This window comes from Mycobacterium sp. (assembly GCF_049281135.1).
GTDB lineage: Bacteria > Actinomycetota > Actinomycetes > Mycobacteriales > Mycobacteriaceae > Mycobacterium.
Genome location: NZ_JBAPRN010000188.1, coordinates 36,595 through 52,581 on the forward strand (window position 1 = coordinate 36,595; position 15,987 = coordinate 52,581).

The 15,987-nt window shown below is 63.3% G+C and carries 14 protein-coding genes and 1 pseudogene; 8 read left to right on the forward strand and 7 right to left on the reverse strand.

The genetic code is table 11. The features are described from left to right. Nucleotides 1–80: 80 nt before the first annotated feature. The 3 genes from WAN02_RS07770 (at nucleotide 81) to WAN02_RS07780 (ending at nucleotide 3,510) form a co-directional block, all read left to right on the forward strand. Nucleotides 81–1,298 (forward strand): alpha/beta hydrolase, encoded by a 1,218-nt coding sequence (locus WAN02_RS07770; protein ID WP_422263583.1) that lies wholly within the window; start codon nucleotides 81–83, stop codon nucleotides 1,296–1,298. 84 nt (nucleotides 1,299–1,382) lie between these two features. Beyond that, complete coding sequence (locus WAN02_RS07775; RefSeq protein WP_422263584.1) at nucleotides 1,383–2,420, forward strand: LLM class flavin-dependent oxidoreductase; 1,038 nt, start codon at nucleotides 1,383–1,385, stop codon at nucleotides 2,418–2,420. Between the two features lie 97 nt (nucleotides 2,421–2,517). Then, nucleotides 2,518–3,510 carry a spirocyclase AveC family protein gene (locus tag WAN02_RS07780; RefSeq protein WP_422263585.1) on the forward strand — a complete coding sequence of 331 codons (993 nt, stop codon included), beginning with the start codon at nucleotides 2,518–2,520 and terminating at the stop codon, nucleotides 3,508–3,510. 19 nt (nucleotides 3,511–3,529) lie between these two features. Here the strand turns inward: WAN02_RS07780 and WAN02_RS07785 are convergent, their stop codons facing one another. After that, nucleotides 3,530–4,282, reverse strand: coding sequence for a hypothetical protein (locus WAN02_RS07785; protein ID WP_422263586.1), 753 nt, complete (start codon nucleotides 4,280–4,282; stop codon nucleotides 3,530–3,532). A gap of 265 nt (nucleotides 4,283–4,547) precedes the next feature. Here WAN02_RS07785 and WAN02_RS07790 point away from each other — a divergent pair, with 265 nt between their 5' ends. The 3 genes from WAN02_RS07790 to WAN02_RS07800 are packed head-to-tail and all read left to right on the forward strand — an operon-like array spanning nucleotide 4,548 to nucleotide 8,254. Then, nucleotides 4,548–5,765 carry an enoyl-CoA hydratase-related protein gene (locus WAN02_RS07790; protein WP_422263587.1) on the forward strand — a complete coding sequence of 406 codons (1,218 nt, stop codon included), beginning with the start codon at nucleotides 4,548–4,550 and terminating at the stop codon, nucleotides 5,763–5,765. Between the two features lie 3 nt (nucleotides 5,766–5,768). After that, on the forward strand, nucleotides 5,769–6,926 hold the full coding sequence (locus tag WAN02_RS07795) for an acyl-CoA dehydrogenase family protein (protein WP_422263588.1): 1,158 nt from the start codon (nucleotides 5,769–5,771) through the stop codon (nucleotides 6,924–6,926). Between the two features lie 14 nt (nucleotides 6,927–6,940). Next, entirely contained in the window at nucleotides 6,941–8,254 is a 1,314-nt protein-coding gene (locus tag WAN02_RS07800; protein ID WP_422263589.1) for a phytoene desaturase family protein, read from the forward strand. On the opposite strand, the gene WAN02_RS07805 is transcribed toward WAN02_RS07800, so the two are convergent. The 4 genes from WAN02_RS07805 to WAN02_RS07820 form a co-directional block, all read right to left on the reverse strand. After that, complete coding sequence (locus tag WAN02_RS07805; protein WP_422263590.1) at nucleotides 8,231–8,884, reverse strand: TetR/AcrR family transcriptional regulator; 654 nt, start codon at nucleotides 8,882–8,884, stop codon at nucleotides 8,231–8,233. The two genes, WAN02_RS07800 and WAN02_RS07805, sit on opposite strands and share 24 nt — an antisense overlap. A 314-nt stretch (nucleotides 8,885–9,198) precedes the next feature. After that, nucleotides 9,199–10,374, reverse strand: coding sequence for an acyl-CoA dehydrogenase family protein (locus WAN02_RS07810; RefSeq protein WP_422263591.1), 1,176 nt, complete (start codon nucleotides 10,372–10,374; stop codon nucleotides 9,199–9,201). 3 nt (nucleotides 10,375–10,377) lie between these two features. Next, a complete protein-coding gene (locus tag WAN02_RS07815) occupies nucleotides 10,378–11,529 on the reverse strand; it encodes an acetyl-CoA C-acetyltransferase (RefSeq protein ID WP_422263592.1) in 1,152 nt (383 codons plus the stop codon). Nucleotides 11,530–11,587: 58 nt separating this feature from the next. Then, on the reverse strand, nucleotides 11,588–12,280 hold the full coding sequence (locus WAN02_RS07820) for a TetR/AcrR family transcriptional regulator (RefSeq protein WP_422263593.1): 693 nt from the start codon (nucleotides 12,278–12,280) through the stop codon (nucleotides 11,588–11,590). A gap of 678 nt (nucleotides 12,281–12,958) precedes the next feature. Here WAN02_RS07820 and WAN02_RS07825 point away from each other — a divergent pair. Together WAN02_RS07825 and WAN02_RS07830 are read left to right on the forward strand one after the other, a co-directional pair. After that, nucleotides 12,959–13,729, forward strand: a complete 771-nt coding sequence (locus WAN02_RS07825) for a hypothetical protein (RefSeq protein ID WP_422263594.1) — start codon at nucleotides 12,959–12,961, stop codon at nucleotides 13,727–13,729. Nucleotides 13,730–13,951: 222 nt separating this feature from the next. Then, entirely contained in the window at nucleotides 13,952–14,614 is a 663-nt protein-coding gene (locus WAN02_RS07830) for a helix-turn-helix domain-containing protein (protein ID WP_422263598.1), read from the forward strand. 41 nt (nucleotides 14,615–14,655) lie between these two features. Here the strand turns inward: WAN02_RS07830 and WAN02_RS07835 are convergent, their stop codons facing one another. Continuing rightward, on the reverse strand, nucleotides 14,656–15,780 hold the full coding sequence (locus WAN02_RS07835) for a TIGR03857 family LLM class F420-dependent oxidoreductase (protein WP_422263595.1): 1,125 nt from the start codon (nucleotides 15,778–15,780) through the stop codon (nucleotides 14,656–14,658). After that, nucleotides 15,770–15,987 (reverse strand): annotated as a pseudogene (locus tag WAN02_RS07840) (LLM class flavin-dependent oxidoreductase); the annotation flags it as partial. The gene WAN02_RS07835 and the pseudogene WAN02_RS07840, both read right to left, overlap by 11 nt.

A 15,987-nucleotide genomic window follows, 5' to 3' on the forward strand; every position in this document is an offset into this window, starting at 1 on the left:
GACCGGCGGGATCCAGACCTGGCTAATTCGATCGAGGGAGGTAACTCCGAAATGATGCCCTGGCGGGAGATGCGCTGCTGATGACTTCGAATATCGAAAAGCCGACTAGTACCACGCCGGCCGTCGCGCGGAGCAAGTACCGGCGCAGCCCCTACCTGGTTGTGTCGCAAGAACATTCGGTGCGCAAGGACGTCTACGGCACCGTCGAAGACCATGTGGTGCGCTACGCGCAGTTGCTACGCGGCGACCGCGACTCCGACACGGTGATCGTGGCATCTCATCCGATCGGATCGCCTGCCTACCTCCCGCTGTTCTCCGAACTGGCACGCACCGGGCTGCACGTGATCGGCTACGCCAACCGGTATTCGGTTGGCGACTCGGCGCTGCAAATGGAAAACCATTTGATCGACCTCGGTGCCTGCGTCCGCGACGCGCGAGAACGGCTCGGCTATGAGCGCATCGTGCTTGCCGGCTGGAGCGGCGGGGGATCGCCGATGATGGGTTACCAGGCCGAGGCCGAGAAGCCCACGATTACCCAGACCGCCGCCGGGGAGCCGTCGTCGCTAGCCGAAACCGCGCTACCGCCTGCCGACGCGGTGATGCAACTGGCGGCTCCGCGCAGCCGTCACCGGCTGCTGACCGAGTTCCTCGATGCCTCGATCACCGACGAGCTGCAGCCGGACCGCGATCGCGACGCCGAGTTTGATCTCTATGACCCCGCGAACCCGAATCAGCCGCCGTATTCCGCCGACTTCCTCGCCGCCTACCGCGAACGACAACGCGAGCGCAACCGCCGCATCACTGCTTACGCGCAGCAGAAACTGCAAGACTTCCGCAACGCCGGTAAGCCGCACGCTGAGCACTCGTTCGTCGTCCATGGGACGATGGCCGACCCGCGCTGGCTGGATCCCACCATCGAACCAAACGGACGCCGGCCGCGGTGGAGCTATCTGGGCGACCCCGAGGTCGCCAACACCAGCCCGGGAGCGTTGATGCGGTTTACCACCACGCGCAGCTGGTTGTCGCAATGGGGCCTGGACACCGCCCAGGTGGACGCGGGGGATGCCGCACCGAGGGTTTCGGTGCCGGTGCTCATGGTCGTCAACGGCTGCGACGACGCCGTGCCCACCAGTCATCAGGCACAGGTGTTCGATGCGATCGGTCACCAGGACAAAGAGCGGGTGGACCTGCCGGAAGCCAATCACTACTTCACTGGCCAAGACCAACAATCGCATCTGTCACGGGCGGCCGACCACGTTCATGATTGGCTGCGCCGCCACGGCTTCAACGTGAATTGACAACGCCCGCAGCGGAAATGGCCGGCCCCGCACGGCCATCGATAACCTAACAAAGATTGATATCCGGCACGGTAAGGAGCCGACATGAAGTTGAGTCTGATGACCCTGGGTGACGTGGTGGCCGATCCAGTCACCGGACTCGCTCCCACAGCCGCCGAACGGCACCGCGCTATTGTCGAGGCAGCCGCCGTCGCCGACGAAGCAGGCTTCGAGGGCGTGCACATCGGCGAGCATCACGGGCTGGAATACACCACATCGGCGCCGCCGGTGATCCTGGCGGCCATCGGGGAACGCACGTCCAGACTGCGGCTGTCCACGGCTGTGACGCTGGCCGCGAACCTGGACCCGATCCGGGTGGCCGAGGACTACGCGACAGTCGACGCCCTGTCGGGTGGACGCTGCGAGGTCGTCGTGGGCCGGGGCAACTTCTTCGTGTCCACCTACACGCTCTTCGGGCAGCGGTTGGAGGACTCGCACGAGTTGTTCGCGCAGAACGTCGAACTGCTGACGCAGTTGTGGGCCGGGAAGGAAGTGAACTGGGCGGGCTCGCGCCATCGCGCCCCGATCAATGAGTTCGTGCTGCAGCCCGTGCCGGTCGGCGCGATGCCGCTGTGGGTCGGCGGCGGCGCCTCGGAATCGTCGACGGAATTGGCGGCGCGCCTGGGTCTCGACTTGATGCTGCCCTCGGCCTTCGGCAACCCGCAGATGTTCAAGCCGGTAGTCGAGAGCTATCGGGAAAAGTTCGCGTCCTACGGGCATCCGCGCGAGCCGCGCGTCGGCGCCTGCTGGCACGTCAACGTCGCCAAGACGAGCCAGGCGGCCCGCGAGCGGTGGGAACCCCGTTACCGGGCCTACTTCGAGCTGATGAGTACCGTGATTCCCCGGGTCAACCCCGACCCGCCGGCGTTCGTCACCAAGCCGTTCGACTTCGGGTTCCTCACCACCAGGGGACCCGCGATCGTCGGAAGCGCGGCGGAGGTGGCCGAACGGCTCAAAGCCTGGTCGGAAGTGCTCACCAGCGACACGAACCTGATCTACATCGACATGGGTGGCCAACCCGCTGACGAATACCGCGACATGGTCGAACTCATCGGCTCCGACGTTCTACCGCAACTGAACTGATCCCCGGTAGCCGCCTGGTGCGGCGCCCCACGACGTCATTGCGACCCTCGACGACTAAGGGGTTTAATCTGCATTCAAAGCAGGAGAGGTGATTGTCGTGGTGTCCGAATCGACGCTTCACAGAAGCGGGCCGCAGGGCGGTGCGACTACTACAGAACCGTCCCGCTCGGGTGCGGTCACGGTGTGGGCGGCAATCGCTGTGGTATGGCTGGTGATCGCCGCCCAGGCACTAGTGAGATGGGTGGCTTCCGGTGATTTCGGCCCGGCTCCACTGATCGGTCCCGATCGGATGCCGCTGTGGAATTTGGTGGCATTGCGGATCTTCGAGGGACTCAGCGTGGCGTTGCTGGCGTATTTGGTCTGGGCTTATGTGGTGCTGCCAAGGCGTCGTACCGGCGCTTTGACCCTCGACGGCAAGTTCGTCCTCGGCGGGATGGCGGCTTTCGTCGCTGACGCCTTCTTGAACTGCTACACCTATCTGTTCGCATGGAACGCCCACAACATCAACATGGGCGTCTGGACGGCGTATCTGCCATTCCACAATAAGGCGGCCTCATCGCGTTACGCGGAGTCATTGCTGTGGGGGCCACCGATGTACGTGTATTTCTGCGCTGGTGTGGCCATCGTCGGCTGCCCGGCCTATTTCGCGCTGCGATCGCACTGGCCACGGCTGTCCAACGTGTCGTTGCTGGCGATCATCTTCGTCGGGGAGTTCGCTTTCGACTTCGTGGTGGAGAACCTGGCAATCCGATTGACCCACGGCTACGCCTACGCCCAAACCTATGGTCCGCTGACGCTGTGGGCGGGAAGCCAATTCCAGTTCCCGCTGTACGAGTCATTCCTCGTGGCCGCGCTGGGACTGCTCTACACCTGGATGCGGCTGCAGGCCGTTTCCTCCGATCACGGACTGTCTCCCGTCGAGCGCGGATTCGACCGGTGGAGCCCCGCTCTTCGGTCGACGCTTCGCACCCTGGCGGTGATCGGATTCTGCTGCGCGGCAACGATATTGATCTATCACCTGCCATTCAACTGGCTGGGCATTGTCGGATCGTCGACGGCGAACCTGCCGACCTACATGTGGCCGGGCTGACGTTCGCGCTTCAGTCTCCTTAGGTCAGGTCTTCGTGCTCAAGACGACGCAGCGCACGGAAGGCATAGGGCGTCACGATGGCGACAAGCACGAAGAACAGGCCGAACACCGCCCAAAAGTTGAGCAGCCCGTGCCAGGCGAATGGGCCGGTGCGGACAAACGGCACCAGGATCAGCGGAACATAGATTGCTGCGGTCAGGAAGCACATATAGCCGACCCACCGCGGAAAAAGGGGCTGTGCGCGACGGTCGAGCAGGATGGCGAGACCCAGTGCCACACTCTGTAACAGCGAGAACATGAAGGTGAGGTCAAAGAACAGCCATCCGAAGTCGTACAACGACTGCACGGTCTCGGGCGAGCGGGCTTCGGCGCGGAATGCCGCGGTCTGCCACACTACGGCCGGCACAGTGGTTGCGACGGCCGTCATCAGGCCACCGAGAAGCTCTGTTGTCGAGAGGACACCCATCGGGCCTTCCATCCGGCCGATGACCTTGGAGATGGCAGCACTCCAGGTGTAGTAGCAGGGTGCACCAACAACCATCAGAACCATCCCCACTTGGATGCTGGTGTGGTGAGTCTGGAAAAACCGGGTGATTGCCGATGCGTCGAGGTCTTGTCCCGGGGGTGGCCAAAAGCCGGCGAACACCGCGAAGCCCAGCAGACCTAGGCCCGCGTACACGCAGACGGACAATAACGCGAGGCGAAGCGTTGTGTAATCGGTGCTCGTGTTCTGCGCACTCGGCACCGTGGTGTCTCGTGTTGTCGTTGTCACAGTTCCTCCCAGCGTCCGAGGTCGGCTCGATTCCAGGCGCACTTGACGCGGTTCACGCTCGGCGCATCTACGACGGTTAGGCGTGCGGCGTTGTCCATCTTGCGGGCCCCTATCGACGACAAAGATAATTTAACAGGTACTAGAAAATTTTGGTAGAGTGTGGACGAATAGGTTCTGATCAGGTCCGATGCTTGCCTAACGAGTATTAAAAACTGCCGTTCCTGTTGCTCTTGCGACGCAAACGCAAAAGGGGGTGTCAGCGGCCATGTCGCCTGACGCATCGCCGCCTTGGGAGACCAAGGTCGCTGCCGTTCGGAGCCTTTACCGCGCATTGGCCGACGGCGACCGGGAAACCCTCGGAAAGCTGCTGCACCCGGATTTCATCGGACACGCCACCGAGGGGCTGCCGTTGGGGGCGGGAGGTGAGCACGTCGGCCCCGAGGCGATGCGCCGTGAGCTGTGGTGGCAACTCGGCCGCCACTACCTGGTCGCGGCTCATCCCGACGAATTCCACGCTCTCGACGACGGCCGCTTGTTGGTCATCGGCCACTACCGGGGCGAGGCTCGGCGGTCCGGCAAGAAGCTCGAAGCGGCATTTCATCATGTGATCGGCTTCGCCGACGACGGTCGGATGACATCGCTGAATCAGCTGACCGACACCGCCGCATGGGTTGAAGCGCTGGACGATCAGGCTCGGTTTGAAACGATCGACTATTCCGTGGTCGACGGACTCGCGACCGTGTGCCTGAACCGGCCCGAGGCGCGCAACGCAATCGACCCAGGCATGGCCTTCGAATCCCTCGCCGTCGCCCGCCGCATCGCCGATGACCGGTCCATTCGCGCCGTCCTCATTTGCAGCGACGGGCCGTCATTTTCGGTCGGCGGGGACATTGATTCGTTTCCGTCGGATGCGTCGACACCGTTTGGCGAAGTCCTGGAGTGGATGACCACGCCATTTCATGAGGCCTTTCGCGTGCTCAGCCGCATCGATGCACCGATCGTCGCCGCCGCGCATGGCGCAATCGCCGGTGGTGGGCTCGGCTATATCTACGCGGCCGACCTGGTGGTAGCGGCCGAAGGCACGAAATTCGTGACAGCGTTTGCAGCACTTGGCCTTTCGGGAGACGGCGGCGGGACCTGGCATCTGCCACGCCTGATCGGCGCGCGCCGTGCGGCCCACGCTTATCTACGGAATGCACCCATCGAGGCGACCGAGGCCCTGGAGTGGGGGCTGATCAATGAGATCGTGCCCGCCGACGAGCTGCGAGCACGGGCCGTGGCGCTGGCGACCGACTTGGCGCGGGGGCCCACCCGAGCTTTCGCCAGGATGCGGGCGCTTTTGCGCGACGCGTGGCACAACGACCTGGCCACGCAACTGCAGTCAGAAATCGAGGCGCTGAAGGCCACCGCCGACACCGCCGATGCCGCAGAAGCGCTTTCGGCGTTCAGAGCGAAGCGCACACCCCGCTTCACCGGAGGGTAGGACATGGGACTGATCAACGATTCGCCCGAGCACAAGGCGATACGCGACAGCGTCGCCGGAATCGCCAAGAGATACGGACCCGAGTATTTCCTGGAGCGGGGACGCACGGGCGGGGGGATCGGGGAGTTGTGGAATGACCTCGGGGCGGCCGGCCTGTTGGGTCTGCACCTGCCCGAGGACTACGGTGGCGGCGGGGGAGGGATGGCTGATGCCGTCGTTGTAGTGGAAGAGCTTGCTGCGCAAGGGATGCCGCTGCTGATCTGGGTGATCTCGCCGGCCATCTGCGGCAGCATCCTGGCGTGTCACGCGTCGGAGAAAATGAAGCAGCAATGGCTGCCGCGCATCGCGGACGGAACGAGAAAGATGGCGTTCGGGCTGACCGAACCCGACGCCGGATCCAACAGCCACAACATCAAAACAACCGCGAAACGCAACGGAACCGGCTGGACGATTTCCGGATCCAAGTACTACATCTCCGCGGTCGACCAATCCGACGCGGTACTGCTCGTCACCCGCGACGCCGATCATTCGACAGCGGAGCGCAATCGGTTGTCCTTGTTCGCGGTTCCAACCGACAGCCCGGGATTGACGTTTGCGCCCATTGCCACGTCGATCGTGTCACCGGACAAGCAGTTCACGGTGTTCCTCGACGACGTCGCAGTTGGCGAAGATGCGCTGATCGGGGTCGCCGGCGACGGTCTTCGGCAGGTTTTCGACGGCCTGAACCCCGAACGGATCTTGGTCGGCGCGCTGTCCAGTGGCATCGGACGCTACGCGATCGGTAAGGCCGTGGATTACGCGCGACACCGGAGCGTCTGGTCGACGCCGATCGGCGCCCACCAAGGCGTTGCTCACCCGCTCGCCGAATGTCACATCGAGGTCGAACTGGGCCGGCTCGCGACCCTGCGCAGCGCCGAACTCTTCGATGCCGGAGAACCGGCGGGTGAAGCCGCGAACATCGCCAAATACGCCGCCTCCGAAGCCGCGTTGAAGGCGCTCGACCAGGCGATTCAAATCCATGGCGGCAACGGACTGTCCCACGAATACGGGCTCTCCGAGCTGTGGTTCGTCACCAGGCTGATGCGCACCGCGCCGGTGAGCCGCGAAATGGTGCTCAACTTCGTTGCGCAAACGTCGCTGGGCCTGCCCCGGTCCTATTAGAAAGCGAGACCCGAGTGCACAGAACGCAATTCGATGCGGTTGTAATCGGAGCCGGCGCGGGCGGCTTGTTCACCGCCGCCCGGCTGGCCCGCAACGGCTATCACACCCTCGTCGTGGAACGCCTCGACAAGGTCGGTGGACGCGCCTCTACCGACGACATCGACGGTTTCAAGGTCAATACGGGCGCCATCGTGATCGAGGTCGGCGGCATTACCCAACAGACCTGTGAGGAGGTCGGCGCACCGTTCGACATCCGCGAACCCAAGCCAGCGCTGCTGTACCGGATCGGCGGCAAAAACGTCGACGTGACCGGCGGCGGGTGGGGTTTTCTACTGAGCAAGCTCACCCGCCAAGGGGCCAAGTTGGTCGCAGGCATCGGAGCCGCGCGCAGTGACTCCGGCCTGCCGGAAGACCAGATCAGTACCGCCGAATGGGTGTCCCGATACACCAAAAGCGAACGCGTGCACGGCATATTCCGCAATATGTGCGCCTCGATCTTCGCAGTAGGTTCAGAGGACCTTCCGGCGCGGGTATTCCTTACCTACTTCACTCGCAAGAGCGCGTTCAAACGGTTCGGTTTTCACCCCGAAGGCACCATCGGGCTGTGGCGTGGTCTGGCTGACGTCGTCGAGTCGCACGGCGGCGAAGTGTGGCTTTCCACAACGGTCAACAAGATCATCTGCGACGGCGACAAGGTGACCGGCGTGTCAGTGAACCGCGCCGGCGAGAACGTCAGCGTCGCAACGTCAGTCGTGGTCAGCGACGTCGGACCCGCCGCCACCGTCGAGCTTCTCGGCGAGGAGAATGTGCCAGCCGACTACCAGGACCTGGTCAAGAAGGGCGACCGCCCGACCGCAATGATCTCGGTGAACTTCGCGAGCCGCCACCGCCTCGTCGACGTTCCCGGCATGCTCAGCTTCGCCACGTCACGCCGGCTGGCCTACATCGCGAATTTCACCGATACCTGCCCGGAGATGGCGCCGCAGGGATGGCATCTCTACGTCGGGACGTCGGTGCCCAAGCCTTCCATTGGTGACTTCGACGAGGCCGCCGAAACCGAGCTCCTGCTGGCGGATCTGCGCGACAATATCGACCAGTTCGATGATCGTGCACGGATACTGAGCATTGCGGTCACCCGTGACGGCTGGCCGCCGCAACGGGCAGTGGCGGGTTTCGATCTGCCGCACGACACACCGTTCGCCGGTCTGTGGAATGTCGGCGATGCGGTCAAGGAATACGCCAACGGGGGCACGACGGCGTGCGCAGAGACGGCGCAGCTCGTGGCGGATAAAATCCTCGCTGCGCTAACCGACCGTCGGCTCCGCTAATCCATGCCGGACGAACGACTGCGCATTGGCGACCACGGTTTCCAAAGAGCCGCGCCGAGGATCCCACCACTCGACCGCCCAATTCAGCGCTCCCAAGACCAGCATCTGCGCCATGTACAAGTCCAGATCGGCGCGCAGTTCACCAGATCGTGCCATGTCGTTGATCAGTCGCCGCCACACTTCGCCGTAGCGCTGCTCCTCGAGAACCTGGCGCTTTCGAATTCGCGGCGGCACCTGGCCGGCGTTGCGGATGGCTGCGGTCGTGTAGTCCGATATCTCTAGTTCGTGTCCCAGATGAGCGCTGACCGCGGCGAGCAGGCGATCCAGCGCAGAGACGTCCCCAGGTAAGTCGTCGAGTATTGCGACGACATGTAAGCGCATGTCGGCGATGCCGGCCCACATCACCTCCTCGATGAGGTCATCGCGCGACGGGTAGTAGTAGTAGATCGCCGGCGCCTGCAGCTCGGCCTGTGCCGCGACGTCGGTGAGGCGCAGCCCGGCATATCCCTTGGCGCTCAACACCTGGGCGGCCGCGTCCAAGATCCGCCGTCTTGTCTGGGCCGATTTGGACTCCGCGATGTCGGCGGACGCCGGACCCGTCACAGAAGCCACATCAGTCCGCCTGCTCATTGACCGATTCTAGCCAGTACACCGACCAAGCCCCCGGGTGCGGCCATAATTTTTATCCCACATTCGAGGCTGCAACCGCGTCGAGTGACACCGCACAAAACCGATGTGACACAGGCCGAAACCCTGATCTTCTATCTCCGATCGTGATTTGCCGTGGCGGGGATATATTCACCCGCCACGGCAAAGTCCGGGCCGCCGGCTTGCCCTGCAGAAAATCCGATGGACTAGGCAGGATATTCGGCGGCATGTCCGGCAGCCCTCCTCGTCCGCGCGCTACCACATCTTAATATAGATTAGATTAAGGACCCGGATCCTTAATCATTACGCTGAGAAGTCTGGTTTGAGCCGGCGATCTCGCGGCCGATGAGCTCCTTCATGACCTCCGTTGTGCCGCCGTAGATCGTCTGGGCGCGGGTATCGAGATACGCTCGGGCGACTGGGTACTCGACCATGTACCCATACCCTCCGTGAAGTTGTAGGCAGCTATCGATGAGCCGGCGTTGCAGCTCGCTGACGTACCACTTACCCTTGGCGGCGTCGACGGGGGAGAGCTCGCCTGCATTGAACGCCTGAACCGATTTGTCGACGTATGCCTCGGCGATGTCGAGCTCGGTAGCCATCTCGGCGAGCTGGAAACGGATGTGTTGCAGCGCGGTTAGCGGTCGGCCGAATGCATTGCGCTGTTGGCAGTACTGGACGGTCTGGTCGAAGATCGCGCGTGTGGTCGCGATGGCCTGGGCAGTGACTCCCAGTCGCTCTCGGGGCAGATGACCCATCAGGTATTGCAGTCCCCGGCCTTCCTCTCCCAACAGATTGTCGGCGGGAACCACCGCGTCATCGAAAAACAACTCGGCGGTGTCTTGAGCCGGCAGCCCGATTTTTTCCAGCTGGCGTCCGCGCCTGAATCCGGGTGTGTCGCGTTCCACGGCGAACAAGCTGAACCCCTGTGAGCCGCCTTCCTGCTGGGACCGCGCGGCGACCACGACGAGGTCGGCCATGATGCCACTCGAAATGAATGTCTTCTGGCCAGTGAGGATCCAGCTGTCGCCGTCGCGGCGAGCGCTGGTGCGGATCCCTCGGAGATCGCTGCCGGTGCCGGGTTCGGTCATCGCGAGGGCACCGATCAGTTCGCCGGAGGCGAAGCCTGGCAGCCATCGCTGTTTCTGATCCTCGGTGGTGAGATCGAGTAGGTAGTGCAGCACCAGATCGTCCTGCAGGCTGACAGTCAGGCCGAAGGACAGCGCGTTGACCTTGGCGATCTCCTCGCAGACCACCATCCGGTAGCGGTAGTCATGTTCACCGGCACCGCCGTAGCGCTCGTCGATCTCTAATGCATATATTCCCGCTTTCGCGGCGCTGATGAACACCTCACGGTCGATCCGGTGGTTACGCTCCCAGTCAGGGTGGTGCGGAACCACTTCGCGAGCCAGGAACTCCCGAACCGTTTCTCGGTATGCCTCGTGATCGGGGCTATACAGCGTCCGGCGCACCGGTTAGAGCCTTTCGATGATCGTCACATTGGCCTGGCCGCCGCCCTCGCACATGGTCTGCAGACCGTAACGGCCGCCAGTGCGTTCCAGTTCGTGCAGCAGTGAGGTCATCAAGCGCGCGCCAGTGCAGCCGATCGGGTGCCCCAGAGCGATTGCCCCGCCGTTGACGTTGACGCGGTCAGGGTCGGCGTCGAGCTCAGCCAGCCAGGCGAGGACCACGGGAGCGAATGCCTCGTTGATTTCGACCAAGTCGATCTCGTCGATCGACAACCCCGTCCGCTTGAGTGCATGCCGGGTGGCCGCGATCGGGGCGGTCAGCATGATCACTGGATCAGCGCCTCGCACCGACATGTGGTGGATCCGCGCTCGCGGTGTCAACCGGAACCGATCGACCGCGTCCTGTGATGCGATCAGCAGTGCCGCGGCTCCGTCGGAGATTTGACTGGCCACCGCTGCGGTCAACACGCCACCCTCGACCAGGGTCGGCAGCTTGGCCATTTTTTCCAATGAGGTGTCCGGACGCGGCCCCTCATCTTGCGCGACGCCGGCGTAAGGGATGATTTCGCGGGTGAATCGACCTTCGGCGATCGCGGCCACCGCGCGCTGGTGGCTGCTCAGCGCGAAGTTCTCGTTGTCTTCGCGGCTGAGTTTCCACTGGCTGGCGATCATCTCCGCGCCGCGGAATTGGGAGATTTCCTGGGTGCCATAGCGGGCTTCCCATCCGCGGCATCCAGCCCACGGATCGCTCGCGCCAAAAGGCTCACCCGCGGCGAACGCGCTCAGGATTGGGTACTGACTCATCTTTTGCACGCCGCCCGCGACGATGAGGTCCGCGGTGCCGCTCATCACGGCTTGGGCGGCGAAATGTACTGCCTGTTGCGCCGATCCACACTGTCTGTCCACCGTAACGCCCGGCACCGACTCAGGCAGGCCGGCTGCAAGCGCCGCCGTGCGGGCGATGTCCCCGGCCTGAGAACCGATGTTGTCCAGGCAGCCGAGAATCACATCGTCTACTGCCTCAGGATCCAGGTCGTGCCGATCGACCACGCTGCGAATGACATGGGCGGCCATGTCTGCCGGGTGCTCGTGGCTCAGTCCGCCACCGCGCTTGCCGACCGCTGTGCGAACGGCGTCAACAATATAAGCCACAGTCACTCTGTGAATTTAACATAGAATAAAAAGCTAAGCCACCCGCCCCGCAGTGGCCATTCGTTCAACGTTTGCGAGCTGCTGTGCGCGCTTTCCCGGTGCCGCGGGCCCGGGTTTCGCTATGCGCGCACAGCCCGTGGCGGACCAACGATTGGGCGTTAGCGACGATGCCGTCGACGGAATCGTGGCGCGGGTCGCGCCATTCGGCTGCCCAGTTCAGCGCCCCGAGGACCAGCAGCTGCGCGTAACGGGGGTCGAGGCCGGTCCGGATCTGCCCGTCGGCCAGTGCATTGTCGAACAGCCGGCGCCACACCCGCCCGTAGGCCCTTTCCTCTTTGAGCTGTCGGGTGCGGAGGCGCTGTGGGATCTGCCCGGAATTGCGGATCGAGGCGGTGGCGTAGTCGGAAATCTCCAATTCATGCCTCAGGTGGGCCTCAACAGCGACCATGATCCGCTCCAGAGGCGAGGTCTCCGGCGGCAGATCATCGAGGGCATCTTGCACGTGCTTGCGCAGATCGGCGATGCCGCAGTACATCACCTCTTCGATCAGCTCTTCGCGGGACCCGAAGTAGTAGTAGATCGCCGGCGCTTGAAGTTCGGCGTATTCGGCGACATCCGAGAGCCTCGTCCCGGCGAACCCTTTCGAGCTCAAGACGTGCGCAGCCGCATCGAGGATGCGGGCACGGGTGCGGGCGGACTTGGACTCGGCGTCCGCCGATATCTTGCCGTTAGGCACCGCCGCAACTTTTCTAGGCACGGTTACAGGATATTCCAGGCACCGATAGGGATGTCGTATACGTGGATCTACCCTGTTGATGACGCGGTGGCGCTCTCACCGCAACGCCCTCGGTTGGTGCTGGTGGGATAGGCAGCGGGAACGGCATCATGGCGTCGAATGCGCCAGCCGCACAATCACTCTCGCACATACCGGTACCAATAGCGCCGCTACGCAGCGCGACCGTGTCAGCCGCACCTCATACCTGCATCAGCACGACCAGGGTGAAGATTCTTGTAGATCATGGCCACATCGATGTCGGACGGGTCAGTCCGGGGTCGCCCGAGGGCAGTCGGCGACCGCGCCGGGCCTCATCGCGGCTTCCATGGCATCGGGGCGCTGGTAGCCATTCCGGCGGTCACTCCCGAGCCGTGGGAACGGCTGCCCCCTCTTGCCGCAAATCGACGGGCTGCACGGCTGGGCGTCTGCGCCTCGATGACCCAGGCGACGCATGACACGGATCCGCGCAGCGCATTGCGGTCAGTCGACTCGCGCTATTGACGAAACCATGCGAACGATCGTTATCATGTAAGCCATCCGGTGAGACCGGCGTCACACGAGAGTTGCGCGATCAGGAGAGTCGCCATGGGACCCAGGCAACTGGAACCTGGCGCCTCAATGGGCGCTAATTGAGCAACCTCAGCGACCGAAAGGAAATCCATGTCTGAAGGCCGGAGCGTGTTTTCCGAACGCAGCCAGCGCGCCATCATGTGGTGGGGAATCGGCCTCGCCATCGTCTATTTCATTGCGTTTCTTTTCCTGCTGCAGCAGGTTCCGCTGAAGGATCCCAAATGGAGCGCCGACCAGGTGGCCTCGTGGTACGTGCACAACCAAGGCAAGATCAAGCTCGGCGCCGTCCTATGCAGCTGGACAGGCGCGTTCATGATGCCGATCTTGGCGGTGCTTGCCGTTCAGATGGCCCGGGTCGAGACTGGCGGATGGAAGATCTGGAGTGCGCTGTCGCTGGTCAGCGGTGCAATGATGTCGCTGTTTTTGATGCTCCCGCCGATGTTCTGGGGTGTCGCGGCATACACCGCGCCGCGCAAGGACTCCGAGGTCACCACTCTCATGCACGAACTGGCGTCGCTGACGATGACGACGACCGACCAGTTCTATGTTTTTGCATGGGTCGCCGTCACGGTCATCGCGCTGCGCCCGGCCACCCAACTGGTCAAGAACAACCCATTTCCGCGATGGTGGGGCTACATGTCGCTGTGGATAACGATCATGTTCGAGGCAGGCGCGATCGCCTTCATACCGCGTAGCGGCCCATTTGCCTGGAACGGGCTGCTCGTGTTCTGGTCGCCGCTGATTCTGTTCTCGGTATGGATCACCATCCAGAGCTGGCTGATTTTCCGCGCACTGCGTGCCCAAAGAGCTGAACCCGACCCCCTGCCCTTGCGCGCGGCAGAGGCCGCCACGGTTTTCTGACGGTCGATGACAGAGCCTTACTGTGTCTGTCAAAGGTCGGCTACCTGCCGGAAAGGGCGACGTCAACGCCCAAGTTGACTCGGCGTGCGTGAGCCGAGCCGGCCGCTTCGTCTCGTCATCGCACTGAACAGTCGAAGACGCCGGGCATCCATTTTCGAACCCATACGCGACCGCCGACATTCGGGCCTCGGGTAAGTGGCGGCCGCGTGCGAAAATGACGGGGTGCCTACTAAGCCAACGGTCAACTGCCAGCCAGCGGCGCGCGGTGATGGGAGGCGCTTGCTCCTGGAATCGGCTCGCGCCTTGTTCGAGGAGCGCGGCTACGCCGGCACGAGTACGCGGGAAATCGCACGCGCTGCCGCGGTGACGGAGCCGATGATCTTCCGGCATTTCGGATCCAAGGCGAAGCTCTTCGAAGAGGCCGTGCTGGCTCCGTTCAACACCTTCGTTTCCGAATACATAGCGGACTGGGCCACACGCCCCCGCGGCGCGAAAACCTCCTATGTGGAGACGTATGAGTTCTACCGTGGTGTCTACAACGTCTTGTCGGCCAATCGGCGATTGATCCACGAGATGATCGGCGGCCGGGCAACCGGATCATTGACCGCCGACACCGTCTCGACGCCGCAGCTCGGTGCCCTCCTTGAACGGTTAGAGGAGATCATCGAGCGTGAGCGCGAATATCGCGGATTCCGCCACTTTGACCCTGTGGTGATGACGCGGCTGTTGTTCGGGCTCGTCTTTTCGCTCGCGGTACACGGGGACTGGATGTTTGAGGGCGCAAGTCACCCCCAGCCAAGCGTCGAGGCGTTCATCGACGAAATGGTTCGTCTCACTATCTACGGTGCCTATCCGGAAGGTGCCCGGCCAGCTGCGGCACCGTGACCGGCGACCGGCGTCGAAAGACAACGGGCATCAACAGGCCCTCAGCGGGAAGGCCCGCCGAGGGCCACACGGTCGCGTCCCCGCCACGCCTCAATCAACCCCGCATTCTGCCCGGGCGTGCTGCCGTAGGTGGCGATCTCGTCTGCCCCCGCATCGCGGAAGCGCTGCAATTGGGTGACGCATTGGTCGACCGAGCCAAGAGCGCAGGTCTCCGCCATCCACGCATCAGGTATCAGCCGCGCCGGCTCCATCAATTGGACCCGATGGTAGCTCACATCGGCCATCTCCTTATTGCCCTGAAATTGGCTGTGCGCACGCAGCTTTTCGACCGGCGCGGTATTCCAATTATTGGCCCGGACCAGCGCGTCACCGTACTCGGGCGCCTGTAGGTAAGTGACGGCTCGCGCGTGGGCAAGTGCGCGAGTCTCGTCATCGGACAGGCCGGGCGCGGTTATCACGCATTGGCAGATCCGCACGGTCGCCGGGTCGCGGTCGATACGCTCACACGCCTGCTGGATTCGCGTCACCGCTGCCGCTGTCGCGGCTGGGGTGAGAACCGGCGGCAGCAGAACGCCGTCGAAGGAGCGGGCGATCGCGGTGGCGGCCTTGGGTAAGGCGAACGTGCCGTACCAGACCTTTGGTTGATCGCCCTCGTATACGTCACCGAGTTTTATGCCGTCGAATTGCCCGGCTGGACCGTCGTAGGTCACCGTCTCGCCGGCCCAGAGCCTGCGAACAATGCCTACGTAGTCGCACAACCCATCGAAACCCTGTGTTCGCAGGCCTTCGCTACGCAAGTAGCTATGGTCGCCGCGACCCAGCCCCAGCACGAACCGGGGGCCGAAGCACGCATGCATGGTGGCACCGAAGGCGGCCATGTGCAGGACATTACGACGCGCCGGCGAGACCAATCCGGTGGCCAACTCGACACGCGGTGCGCGCGCGGCCACCGCGGACAGTAGCACCGCGACCTCTTTGAGGTTCCACCGCTCCGAGATGAAGATGCGACGAAAACCCAAGCGGTCAGCGGATACTCCGTCTTCTATGCCGTCGACCGGTGTGCGCTCGCCGGTCTCGTCACGGGCATCGACGGGACGTCGTGAAACGACTCTGCCCGAGATCAGAAATGCGCTCAGGTCGTTGACGACGGAGGCGTTATCTGTCATGGCTTTGTACCTTCTTAAGCCGGGCGCAGATATCGATGTTGCGCGCGAGGCCCGCCTGCGCGTCGACGGGGTCGAGGAGCAGCGGCAAGATGTCGCAGACGCTCACCCACGTGGCTCCCGCGTCGACGTACTGTTGTACCTGCCTCGCAACGGATTCGGGTGTGCCCCAGACGAACGATTTCCCAGCCATTTCGTGCGTGGTACGGC